Source organism: Muricauda sp. SCSIO 65647, assembly GCF_021534965.1.
Taxonomy (GTDB): Bacteria; Bacteroidota; Bacteroidia; order Flavobacteriales; family Flavobacteriaceae; genus Flagellimonas_A.
Genome location: NZ_CP091037.1, coordinates 2,383,390 through 2,396,466 on the forward strand (window position 1 = coordinate 2,383,390; position 13,077 = coordinate 2,396,466).

Below are 13,077 nucleotides of genomic sequence, written 5' to 3' on the forward strand. Positions count from 1 at the left end.
TTTATCAAAAGTATCTTATATGCGAGGGGATTTGCACCGGTAACTTCCCAACGCCCTCGCTTGACTTCCGAACGTATTGCGTTTTTGCCCTTTTATTAATTATCTTGAGGTTGTCATAATCTTAAAGGCCAATGTCCTTCCCAGCGAAGTTTTCCGATGTGGAAATCAATGTTCAAGACATTGATGGAGAGCCCATGTTGATAGAGCAAATAGTTTCTGACCGAGAGGCAAAAACCATTGAAGTAGATATTCCGAATTTTTTAAGGCCTGTAAGTATGTCCAGGTCTGATTATTTTGTACATGCTTTCGAACATTTACAGCTTGAGCAATTTGACCCAAAGACGTCACGAAGCAAAGAAGAAATCATCGAATTGTTGGTAAAGAGTATTTCTTTGGTCAAAGCGATTAAATTCTTGCATCAAAACAGTTTGTCAATAGGATTACTTTCTTCAAACAGATTCTATTTAAATGACAAGAGTGAACTCATAATACTTGGTAATTCTTTAATAAATGATACCCCTGCCGAATTTGGGTTTGAGTATTATGCATTGGAAGATTTCTATTATTTGGCTCCGGAATGTTATGAGAACATACCGCTTACTGCAGATTATCGTGCCGACTTCTATTCTCTTGGGGTTAATTTATATGTCTGGTATACAGGGAGCCTTCCATTTAAAGGAGATGACAAAATGCAGCTAATGCACCATCACCTTACAAGAATACCCATCGTTCCAAAGGAAATCAATCCAGCAATTCCTGAAGGTCTAAGTGATTTGATATTGACCTTATTGGCCAAACAGCCTGAAGGCCGATACGCTTCAGCATTTGGTATTCTCCAAGACCTAGAGGCTATTCTCAACGCATTTGAAAAAGGGAATGATTCGCCCATCCAATTGCACATAGACTATAATCCAGGAAAAATTGATTTTGGAAATACGTTATTCGGTCGGGATGGAATGCTGAAAGAGTTGGAAGATTGTTATAGCAAGGCAGAACACTTTTATTCGCAAATTGTTTTTGTAGAGGGGTTTTCCGGTGTGGGAAAAACCAGTTTGCTCCAAAGGTTTATCAATGGAATTTCATCAAAAAAAACAATCACTCTAGAAGGTAAGTTCGACCAATACAAACAAGCTCCATATGCAGCGGTTCAAATGGCCTTCAGTGATCTGGAAAGGCAACTATTGCTAAAGTCCAATATTGATAGAAACAGGCTTAGGAAAATCTTGATCGATGAATTGGGAAAAAATGTTGGCGTACTTCAGGAAATAGTGCCAAGTATTGGATTTTTAGTTGGTGATTTCGAGCCCGTGGAAGTCTTAAATCCAATCGAGACAAGAAACCGTTTCAATTATGTGTTTCAGAAATTTTGCAAAGCGATTATCGGTTTGGGATTGTACATTGTTTTATTCATAGATGATTGGCAATGGTGCGACTCTCCTTCTTTAGAACTGATGAAATCATTGGCTCAACAAGAGGGCAAAGGTATTTTGCTTCTATTCGCCTTCAGGGGCAATGAAGTAGATGGCAACCATCCTTTTCATTTATTTAAGACTGAAAATAACAAGTTGCCGCATTGCCATCATTTTATTGTTGACCCACTGGAAAGGAATTTGTCAAATCGGATGATTGCCACGGCATTGGGAATGGGTGAATCTGAAATAACTGAGGTTTCAAAATTGATTTTTGATAAAACAGGGGGCAATCCATTTTTCATCAAGCAGTTTGTCAATTCATTATATCAAAAGGGATTTCTGAAATATGATTTTGACAAGCATTTTTGGAGCTGGGACAAATCAGGTATCAAAAAAGAGGGGCTTGCTCAAAATGTGGTTGATTTAATTACCCAAAAAATTGATACACTTTCGTATGAAGTACAGATTATTTTTAAAATCGCTTCATGTATAGCCGGAAAATTTGACTTGGATTTGATTTCTGAAATCAGCGGGATTGAAAAAACACTTATTCCGATACTTCTTGATGTTTCCATGGGGAGTGGCTATATCTCAAAATCAAGGCAAAACGATGTACAGCAATACCACTTCACCCACGACCGTGTACAGCAGGTATCATATCAATTGAAAATTCCAGCATTTCCATTGACCAATGAACAGTTGCACCTTCAAATTGGGGAATTTTTTTTGAAAAAAGGAGCAAATGAAAGCTATTCTGTTGGGGAAATTCTACTGCACTTCTTGGAGGCCAAAGAATTGATTTCCAAAAAAGATGCAACAACAGTAATCAATCTCATACTTGAGCTAAATGGTGATTCGGCTTTATCGGTAACTCCAGAAGCCAGTAAACAGCACTTTGAGTTGGCACTTTATTTGAGCAAAAAGTTCAAAATCAGAAAGCATCTATTTGATTGTTATTTAGGCCTTTCAGAAGCTTATTGCCTATTAAATGATTTAGAATCTGCAGAGGCCTATGCCGACAAGGCATATGATTCCACCGAAAACATATTGGAAAAAGTAAGATTGCTTCGCATGAAGATGCTTTTCTATGAAAGCTACGCCATGTTCGAGAAAAACATAGAAACCGGTCTTCAAGCACTCACCCTTTTTAAAATTGATGGGGAAGAACATTTTTTGGGAAACACTTTGGGCCCGCTTATAGAAAAGGAATATCAGCTTTTTAATTCGCTAACGGAAACAGGAGACTTGTTCAACGAATTTTCAAAAAGAAAAATGACATCTCCCGAAGAACTTGCCATTATGGATGTTCTGGTCAATATGAATGCGTCTGCCTACTTTGTCAACCTATACCTGTTTGCCTGGAGTACATTGAAAATGGCCAACCAAACCTTGCGTCATGGCCTGACCAATTCCACTCCCTTTGCCTTGGTTTTTGTGGGATCGCTCTTGGTAGCTCTTTATAGGGAGTTTGACCGTGGCTATAATTTTGGCAAACTGGGGGTTGACCTATTGAAAAAGGTGGAGAACGATCAATACAAAAGCAGAACACTTTCCGTGTTTCCGATTTTCATCCAACACTTTAAAGAACCAATTCTTGCAGGTACGGTAAATCTTGATGAATCTATTTACAGCGGTCTTGAAACCGGTGACCTTCCTTATGCGGGATATTCATTTTATGCCAAGGTCAGGGATGCTTTTTTAGCCGGGAACGACCTAAACGAAATCTTGAATCTTTGCGACGAAAGTATTGCATTTATGCAAAATGTCAACAATCAAGGCCTGTTGGCTCTAATGCGCTTGCTAAAGGGCAGTATCCTAAAACTTTTAAACAGGTATGATTCCAATTATGAAGTCATTGAGGAGGAAGCCTTGCGGTTTCTTCTCGATGTGAAATTTTTTACTGCCGTATCGCACCATTATATTTTTAGGAGTTGGACCCACTGTATTTTAAGGGAGTTCAAACTGGCGAGCGAGTTGTTAAAACGAAATGAGGAGATTGTTGTGTACGCCGCATCCCAACCACATGTGCCAAAACATTACTTTCTTCAATCCCTTTGCTTGCTATATCTAAATCAGAAGTTATCAATAGTACAAGAGAAAAGCATACAGGAAAATCAAAGCACTTTAAAGCTTTGGAGTGATAGCATGCCAGAAAATTTCAGTGCTGAATACTATCTGATCGAAACCCTTTTGAAAGGTAGAAAGGGAAACATAGAAGATGCACTGACCTCTTTTAACCTATCGCTAAAATGGGCAGAAAAAGGTAGACTTATAGGTGTTAAGGCCTTTGCTTATGAAGTGGCCTCCGACATGTTGAGATCGAGTGATTATTCGGTGCTTGCCGAAGGTTTTGAAGAAAATGCCAAAAATGTCTATACCCAATGGAGCGCTTTGGCGAAAATAGAAATACAAGAAAAAGATTGGTATAATAGCGGTGAGGGCACCGATCTAAATACTGCAAGTCTTATAAAATCAATGCAGGCCATTTCTTCTGAAGTGAATAAGGGAGATGTAATTGGAAAGCTTCTGGGCGTTATTATGGAAAATGCCGGTGCCGATAGAAGCATATTGATTTTAATTGAAAAGGGCATGCCCTATGTTGAGGCTGAGATAACTTCAGAAAAGGAAATGAAATACCTTGGAAAAAATCCCTTGCACAAGAGCAAAATACCCACCAATATTATTGAATATGTAATTGATTCAAAAAAAGAATTTGTGCTTGAAAACCAGAAAGCTATAGCCAATGTTGACAGTAAATACATTGACAATAACAACATTCTCTCTTTACTGGCCTTGCCTCTGTTAAGGCAAAAAGAACTCATTGGTGTCTTGTACTTGGAGAATCATCAGTTTTCTGGCCTATTTCAGGGCAGCGACCTTGAAATTCTCAGGGTTATTGCCTCGCAGGCCGCCATATCAATTTACAATACCTTACTGTTTGAAGAGACCTCAGGGCTCAATATGGAGCTTCAAAAATCAAAGGATGAGTTGAGCAAGATGAACTTATTGTTGGAGGAGAAAATAAAGGATAGGACCAAGGTGCTTCGCCAAGAAATCGAAATAAGAAAAAAAGTCGAGGTCGAATTGAAGAAAGCACAGAAAGAAGCAGAGAAGTTCCATCAGCAGCAAATAAAAGAGGAGCGTCAAGAGGCATTGCAATCGAAGATGATGATGTTATCTTCACAAATGAACCCACATTTTATCTTTAACTCACTTGGATCGGTACAGTCTTATATCTTGAGTAACGAAACGAATAGAGCAGTAGATTTTATTTCAGAGTTTGCTGGGTTAATGCGGAAGAATTTAATCAATTCGACCACAAAATATATCTCCATCTCAGAAGAACTTGAATTTTTGGATAAGTATCTGTTATTGGAAAAAATACGCTTCAACAATAGTTTTGATTATAGTATTACCGAAACCATTGATAATCCCCATGATACACTGATTCCGCCAATGCTATTGCAGCCCTTCATAGAAAACGCTGTAATTCACGGGCTTAGTAAACTCAAGGAAAGAAAGGGGAAATTAAAAGTCAATCTAGATGAAGTGGAGGACAGAATAGTGTGTACGATTGAAGACAATGGTATTGGGAGGGAAAATGCTTTGAAACATCGCAGTTCAGGCCATAAATCTGTAGCCATTAGCAATTTGGAAACCCGTTTGGAGTTGCTTAATAACTCTGAGGAAGCCAATGAATATACCTATGAAATTGTGGACTTGAAAGATGAAAAGGGTCCTACAGGGACAAAAGTCACAGTATGTTTCCCGAACGATTTACATTAGTCGATTCAACAAATCATCCTTTTTTCTGACTGAAACATCAACATGTGAACCATCGTTCATGATTACATACCCCCCCTTGCCCTTCACATACTTTTCTAAATGTGTAAGATTGACCATATGCGACTTGTGAACCCTAAAGAAATTACATTGTTCCAATAATGCTTCATACTCTTTCAATGGCTTTGAAACCAAAATTTTTTTGCCGTTCTGCAGGTAAAAATTGGAATATGAACGTTCTGCCTCTGCTCTTATGATAGCCTCTGCCTCAATGAAGTCAATACCGTCAGAGGAAGGAAGGGCTATCTTGGTGAAACGTTGGTCTTCCAGCTTCAAATTGGATTTCAAGACATTGATTTTCTCAGTACTTGTCGTATTTTCCTTTTTGCCTATGACCTTGACCGCTCGAGCTATGGCATCTTGCAGTTCCCTAATGTTTATGGGCTTCATTAAGTAATCAAGCGCCGCATATTTTATGGCGTTGATGGCGTAAAGGTCATGGGCTGTGGTGAAAATTACCTCAAAAGGTGGCTCTTCAAAATGGTCAAAAAGGGTAAAGCCATTTCCGCCAGGCATCTCAATATCCAAAAAAATGATTTGGGGATTCTTTTCACGGATGAGATTAACGGCTTCTTTTACATTGTAGGCATCTCCCAATATTTCAATGTCAGGACAGAAATTGTCGAGCATTTTGCTTAATGTCTCATGATGTCTTTCTTCATCATCGACAAGAATGGCGCTTATTTTGGTATTGTCTTCCATTTGTGGTTCACTGCTAAGTAAATATACGCTTAATACTTCTTTTGAAATTCAAGGTTATTCTATATTTTAGAAGGCATATGATAAGCTTAGGTTCCACAGCGCCAGATTTTTATGCAAAAACCACTATGGGTGATTTGCAGTTCCATAAATGGCTTGGTTCAAGTTGGGGCCTGCTGTTTTCGCATCCTGAAGATTATACCCCGGTTTGCACAACCGAATTGGGCGTAGTGGCGAACCTACGTGATGAATTTGAAAAACGAGGGGTAAAAGCCATTGCCCTGAGCGTCGATAGCCTTGAATCCCATAAAGGTTGGATTGAGGATATCGAGAAATCCATGAACGCCGAAGTTAACTTTCCCATTATTGCAGATGAGCATGCTGAAGTGGCTCAACTTTATGGAATGATCCACAAAGACAGTTCTGAGAAACATACGATTAGAGCGGTATTCGTAATAGGTCCCGAAAAAGACATTAAACTAATGTTGACCTATCCAATAGCTGTTGGGAGGAACTTTGATGAGATTCTCAGGGTAGTGGATGCCCTTCAGCTAAGTGCTAAACACCCTGTGGTGACTCCTGCTAATTGGAAGCAGGAAGAGCGTGTGATCATCGACCCTTCCGTATCTGATGAAGAAGCTCAACAAAATTTTCCAAAAGGGCATCAGAAAGTCATCTCTTATTTGAGGTATACTGAGCAACCCTAATTATTGTGAGCTCAGGTTTTCGAAGAAATCGTTCAGCAGCAAGCCATGTTTTCGCTGGCGAAACCATTATTTTGTTCAAATGGCTTGCTGGGATTGCCCTCCAGAGCCCTAAATTTTTGATTCAATAATTTCAATACGGAATTTTTATCGGAACTTACCTTCTGAAAAAATATTTGGGCAATGAACATAAAAACCTTCCCTGAACTTCTGGGCGTGTTGACAGGTTTTTTGAGCTTTTTCTTTGCTTTTTTTCTTCTGACTTTAAAAACAAAGAAACAAACCAGCAACATTTTGATTGCCATGTTTCTAATTGTTTTTGCCATTGATACTGGCGGAAATGTGCTGTTGAATAATTATGTATACCCCGAACATCCTGGACTGGGTCTGCTTTTAAGCTGCTTGATTTTTCTGGAGCTTCCATTCTTCTACCTCTATATACGTTCCATCGTGTATAGTGATTTCAGATTGAAGCCCGTTCATATAGTACATGTGGTACCATTTCTATTGGCTTTTGTGGTTTTGCTTCCAAATTTCTATTTGGTCAGTGTTGAAGAAAAGCATATTGTCCTAAAAGGAGAAGACCCAGTATTGCTAGAACTTAAATTGGTTTATGTCATTCTACATTTACAAGTTTTGTTCTACCTCGTGGCCAGTTTTGTTCTTGTGCTGCACTATCGAAAATTATATTTGGAAAACCACTCCGATACTAGATGGTTCAACCATAGATGGTTGTTTCAACTGGTGTTGTTTCTAAGTGTAGATTTTTTGGTTTCTGCTTTGAAGAACACCTCTTTGTTTCTTAAAAGACCTATACTTTATGAGAACATTGCAGTGGCCACCAATTTATTGGCATTGGGATTGATTTGTTGGATTGTCTTCAAAGCGCTGCGTTACCCCGAGCTTTTCAAAGGGATAAATTCTAGATTACAATTGGCTAAACAAATTGTCAAAAAGAATAATGCAAATCATCGGTTGACCGAGAAGGAACGGAACCTATTGGAAGGACTTGAAAAATATATGGTACAAAACGAACCATTTATGAATCCTTCGCTATCCATATCTGATTTGGCCGAGTATTTGCAAGTTCCTTCAAAAGAACTCTCTATACTTATCAATCACAAAATTCATAAACACTTTTTTGATTTTGTAAATGAATACCGTATTGAAAAGGCAAAATCGATTTTTCAAAGTAGTACCGATAAAAAACTGACGGTTTTGGAAGTACTCTATGAGGTTGGCTTCAACTCAAAATCTTCATTCAATACTGCCTTTAAGAAGTATACCGGGCTGACCCCGACCCAGTTTCGACACCAACTTTAGGTTCTATAAAGAACTCCAATCCATTCAAAAAAAGCGTTTGACTTTTTTTAATCGGTCGATTTGGGTTCTATTATTAATCAATTTTGTCTCCAGATCTCAACCAAAAAAACAGACAAATGGAGACAAGCAAGATTAAGCCGATACGATTGGGAACCTCAGTGATTATATTTTTTGGGGCAGCACTGCTTTTTCTGGTTTTGGAACGTGTGGTGTTGCCCTTTCTCAACGCTCATGAAGTATCAAAGCCTCTTATGTTTTTGGTGATGGCATCGCCACACTTCATTTTTTTCATCAGTGCGCTGATAGGATTTCGACTTGAAGGACATCCTTTTAATTGGGATTCTCTGATGAGCCGTTTTCGATATAAAAAGATTAAGGGAAAAAAGTGGTTTTGGACCCTATTGTACGTATTGGTCTTTGTTGGCCTTTATCTTCTGGTTTACACCTTGGCGTGGCCGTTGGTCAAGATAATCCATGCATGGCTTCCAACAACTGAACTCTTGACGGAAATAATGAGTGATGGTGAAACTTTTGTGGGGCATCCCTTAAAAGGAAACTGGTGGCTACTCGGGCTTTTTATGATCATGTATTTCTTTAATGTCGTGGGGGAGGAGTTTTTATGGAGAGGCTTCCTGTTTCCAAAACAAGAAAAGACCCACGGTAAGTACACATGGGTTGTTCATGGGCTGCTCTGGACTTCTTTTCACCTATTTGCACCCTATAATGCCATCATGGTACTTCCGGGGGCGCTGTTTATGTCTTTCATCACACAGCGAATACAGAACAACACGGTGTTCCTCATAGCCCATGCCGTATTGAACGGTATACCTGTGGTTATGCTCATTATGGGAATCATAGGGTAGTAATTTAAAATGGACTGAAATAAAGTTCTCGGTTTGGCTAGTATTGTTGAGCATAGTACCGATCCAAAAAACATCTGGTCAAAAATCCATTGGCCTTTCCCTAAGCCTTCCTATTTGGAACTAAATGATAAGTTCAATCATGATTTAATTTTTAGAGGGTCAGATTTGTCGGGTCAATATAGTCTCTTGAAAAAAGACAATCTGTAGTTATGGGCAATGCGGGATCTATCGGTGGTACTGGTTCAGTCCAAATCAAAAAGTTGAACTGCGTTTCAAAAATAGCTTCTTGTACTTAAATTGTATAACATCGGAAAAAGGGATCTCTGCTTTTTCTCAACCTATGCATTCGTGAATTTTTCTGGCGTTCACCAAGACATAACCCTAAATATCATGAGTGATTTCAATGAAACAGAAATTGAAATGAACTTTTTTTTAGCGGTAAGAAAAGGAACCTTTCCCTTGGTTATGTTTTCAGCTACCTGTATTGTTCCAAAAGGTCCTCATATCAACAGCCTTCGATACTTTTTCTAAATGATAAATAATCAATGATAAAGAACTATTTTTTATAATTTCATGAACAAGACCTGACCAATAGCATTGAAAAATGGATATGATTTTTACAATAGGGATATTTACATCGCTATTTTTCTTTTTCCTTTTGCTCAACAAGAAGAACAAATCGCTTCCTGACACGGTTTTGGCGTTTTGGATGTTAATGGTCGGAATACATTTAACAAGCACTTATATCTATACCGAGGGATATTGGGAAATTTATCCTCATTTCATTGGTATTACCGCACCATTGCCGCTTTTGTACGGACCCATGTTATATATGTATGTTGTTCATTCGATTAAGGATGGGAAAAAAATCAGAAATAATGATTTTTGGCATTTCCTACCAGTGATTGTTGCCTATTTGTACATGTTCAAATTTTACTTTTTTTATTCCGCTGAAGAAAAAAGTATGATCGACAATGGTGAAATTGATGATTTTGGCACTTTCGGAAATGTTTTGGTTGTAGCAATAATAATATCGGCAATAGCCTATACGGTAATCTCATATAGACTGCTAAGAAGGCATCGTAAATTGATCGAAGATAATTTTTCAAATGACGAGAGAATTAGCCTTGGTTGGCTGAAGAGTTTCATTTGGGGAGTAGGAATTATTTTTCTGACCGTGGCATTGATTTTAATTTCAAGAGACCTTTTAGGCGTTATCTTCCCTTTCAACCCTGAGTTCATTTTTTATTCAATGATTGTGTTTTCAGTATTATGCCTTGGGTATTTTGGAATTCGGCATCAAAATATCTTTACAGATAACAAGATTTTTAAAATCGAAGAAGATGAAAAATCCTCGTATAGAAATTCTGGCTTAAAAGAAGACTTTGCCTCTCTTAAGCACAAAGAACTTCTCGACTTAATGGCAGAACAGAAACCGTATTTGGAACCAAATCTGAATTTAAATACCATGGCAGGCAAACTAGATTTGCCCCTCCATCATCTGTCGCAAATCATAAATCAGTTCGAGGAACAGAACTTTAATGATTTTGTAAACAAATATCGGGTCGAAGAGTTCATTCAGAGGGCATCCAAAGACAGGCAATTCAGTTTTTTGGCATTGGCGCTCGATTCGGGGTTCAATTCAAAATCTACTTTTAATTCGGTCTTCAAAAAACATAAGGGCGTCACACCTTCGAAGTTTATGGCAAACTATACCCCTGACCCTTAGTGCCCATAATATCTAGAATTTGATGTAACAACCATGTAATCAGGGTTTAAACGTCCAATCTTATAATCTTGCACCTATAAATAGTACGACATCATAATGTTGGTCGATTGATGACCAAAAATCCCGTCCATTTGCTTCATAAAACTAAAGATCATGATAAGCAAATTGGAAATCGGGCAATATCGGCACACCAAATTATTCTATTTCTTATCCATGTTTGTTCCATGGATAATATGGTTTACCGTTGCTTATGTAAGTCATGCCTTTCCTAATGAATATGACTTATGGACAAGCTTGGGTAGTTTAATAGGGTTGTTGTCTCCTTTATGTATTGCCCTGGCTCTTATACTACCTGTCAAATCACTACGAAATGATTTAATCGGTCGATTTTTCAACTTTCAAAAGATTGAACAGCGATACTTGATTGTTGTATTTCTCTTGATGCCATTTAGCATTTTAATGGCCCAATTGGTTTCGCTTTTCTTCGGTTATAGTGCCGATCAATTTCAATTTAGGGGAGGGTTTACCTTTTCATCCGGAATATTTCCTGTTTGGTTCATGCTGGTTTTTGCTCCAATTATTGAAGAGTTGGCGTGGCACTCTTATGGAACGGACGCATTGGTCAGAAAATTTAGCCTTCTTAAATCTTCCTTGCTTTTTGCACTGTTTTGGGGTTTGTGGCATTTGCCATTGTCCTTCATCAAAGACTATTATCACAGCAATTTGGTGGAAACGGGACTGATCTATTCGCTGAATTTCTTTGTGAGCTTGTTCCCCTTTGTCCTCATCATGAACTGGCTTTATTACAAGTGCAATAGAAACATTCCGGTTACCATAATATTTCATATATCGGCAGGATTTTTCAACGAAATCTTTGCGACCGAACCCATGAGCAAGGTCATTCAGACAGGCCTTCTCATCACATTCTCCATTTTCTTGATAACGAACAACAAAGAATACTTCCTAAGAACTGGGAAGAGGTGGAAATACATCAAAGATAATAATCAATAAATACAGAAATCATGAAAACTAAAAAAACAGAAACATTGACGACGAACTACGTATTCGTTAAGGAAAATCAGGTTTTTTTACTGGACAACGAAAGTCTTGACAAAAAGACCCATGAGCCCATAAGCCTTACTTGGATTCCATTTAAGAACTATAACAAAATCAACATTTGGTTCTCTTTGGTTCTTTTATTCGGTCTTACCCTTTTCACATCATGTGAAAAGGACAATGACGATATTCTTAGGGGGTCACAAAACCTAATTTCAGAAATGAGACAGGTCGGTGAATTTACGAAGTTAAAGAGCACTGGGGTCTTTGATGTGACCATTACCCAAGGAATCGGACAATCAGTTGAGATAACCGCCGATGATAACATTATTGGACGTGTACGAACTAAAGTGGTCAATGGTGAACTAAGGCTAGAATTATCTGATGATTCCTATAGAAACATTACACTAAGGGCAAATATTACGGTCGAGCAACTTAATGGTTTAAAGAATTCCGGTACTGGAAATATTGTAGCCCAAAATGTTGAGTCAAATAACTTTTCTATCTCCAACTCAGGTGATGCTGAGATTGTCATTTCCGGTGTAGCCAATGGCCTTGATTGTTTTAATGAAGGAGTCGGAGATATTAAGGGTTTCAACTTTTTGGTCAATGATGCAGACCTTGAAATACGGGGGTCTGGATCCATCGAAATAAGTTGTGCTAGCACATTGGATGTAGAAATTACTGGAAGCGGTGATATTTTCTATAAGGGAAACCCTTCAGTTGATGCTGATATTGAAGGTTCCGGCAAAGTCATAAAAGTAGAGGATTAGTAACAACCCAGACCATAGTTATGAACGACTTGTTCAAATATTGCAAACCAGCCTTGATTCACGGCGAGGAAACCAATTCTCTTAATGGTTATGACTTAAGCAAGAAGAGAGGTAAGATGGTAAAATACCCAAAAATTGTTCATAGCTATGGGTTTGGTATAGAAGTGTTGGTTTCATGCTTGAAAACCAAGTTATGGATAACGGGATTGTTTTTGTCTATGGTCGCAGTTTCCCTGGGCCAAAACTTTAATCGGTCAAGACACGATTCAAATCTTAATAATTACGGTATTCATCAATTGTTAAGGCACACTGATCTTGATGTAAATCTTGGTCTTAGTTCGCAAACAAATAGAAAAAAAGATCGGTTTTCCTGGCTTACTGATTATTTCAAACCTGACTTGGGTTTCTACTATCAATGGAATGGCTCAAAAGTTAGCCATACAATTTCCATAGATATCCAGAATGTCGCTGACAGTTTTAGCCTTGATGGATTTGTATTTCACGAGAAATCAGGAGAGTTGGAAAAATCGAATCCACTCCGTTTAACATCATTCATTAATTACAGATTGAAGTTCTGATTTTGATAGATGACCGTTTGCTTCCAAAAGGGGGCAAACCTAAAAGGCACTGGGGCGATTATCCCTCTGGTTTTGTTCAATGTGATTTGATGAGGTT

General features: G+C 38.2%; 9 protein-coding genes. 8 read left to right on the plus strand and 1 reads right to left on the minus strand.

The annotated features are described in order from the left end of the window. The first annotated feature begins 131 nt into the window (after positions 1–131). Positions 132–5,198, plus strand: a complete 5,067-nt coding sequence (locus L0P89_RS10490) for an AAA family ATPase (protein WP_235265055.1) — start codon at positions 132–134, stop codon at positions 5,196–5,198. Here L0P89_RS10490 and L0P89_RS10495 read toward each other — a convergent pair. Next, the gene (locus L0P89_RS10495; RefSeq protein ID WP_235265056.1) at positions 5,190–5,957 is read right to left on the minus strand and encodes a LytR/AlgR family response regulator transcription factor; all 768 of its coding nucleotides are present in this window, start codon (positions 5,955–5,957) and stop codon (positions 5,190–5,192) included. The two genes, L0P89_RS10490 and L0P89_RS10495, sit on opposite strands and share 9 nt — an antisense overlap. 77 nt (positions 5,958–6,034) lie before the next feature. On the opposite strand from L0P89_RS10495, the gene L0P89_RS10500 reads away from it, so the two are divergent. From L0P89_RS10500 to L0P89_RS10530, 7 genes are all read left to right on the plus strand, one after another. Next, complete coding sequence (locus L0P89_RS10500; RefSeq protein ID WP_262911475.1) at positions 6,035–6,661, plus strand: peroxiredoxin; 627 nt, start codon at positions 6,035–6,037, stop codon at positions 6,659–6,661. A 180-nt stretch (positions 6,662–6,841) separates the two neighbouring features. Continuing rightward, positions 6,842–7,981 carry a helix-turn-helix domain-containing protein gene (locus tag L0P89_RS10505; RefSeq protein WP_235265058.1) on the plus strand — a complete coding sequence of 380 codons (1,140 nt, stop codon included), beginning with the start codon at positions 6,842–6,844 and terminating at the stop codon, positions 7,979–7,981. A gap of 116 nt (positions 7,982–8,097) precedes the next feature. Continuing rightward, a complete protein-coding gene (locus L0P89_RS10510) occupies positions 8,098–8,844 on the plus strand; it encodes a CPBP family intramembrane glutamic endopeptidase (RefSeq protein ID WP_235265059.1) in 747 nt (248 codons plus the stop codon). Positions 8,845–9,448: 604 nt separating this feature from the next. After that, positions 9,449–10,573 (plus strand): helix-turn-helix domain-containing protein, encoded by a 1,125-nt coding sequence (locus L0P89_RS10515; RefSeq protein ID WP_235265060.1) that lies wholly within the window; start codon positions 9,449–9,451, stop codon positions 10,571–10,573. A 153-nt stretch (positions 10,574–10,726) separates the two neighbouring features. Then, a complete protein-coding gene (locus tag L0P89_RS10520; protein WP_235265061.1) occupies positions 10,727–11,584 on the plus strand; it encodes a CPBP family intramembrane glutamic endopeptidase in 858 nt (285 codons plus the stop codon). Positions 11,585–11,595: 11 nt separating this feature from the next. Next, positions 11,596–12,402, plus strand: coding sequence for a head GIN domain-containing protein (locus L0P89_RS10525; protein WP_235265062.1), 807 nt, complete (start codon positions 11,596–11,598; stop codon positions 12,400–12,402). Between the two features lie 20 nt (positions 12,403–12,422). Continuing rightward, positions 12,423–12,980: a hypothetical protein gene (locus L0P89_RS10530; RefSeq protein WP_235265063.1), complete on the plus strand. Its 558-nt coding sequence runs from the start codon at positions 12,423–12,425 to the stop codon at positions 12,978–12,980. The last annotated feature ends 97 nt before the right edge of the window (positions 12,981–13,077 follow it).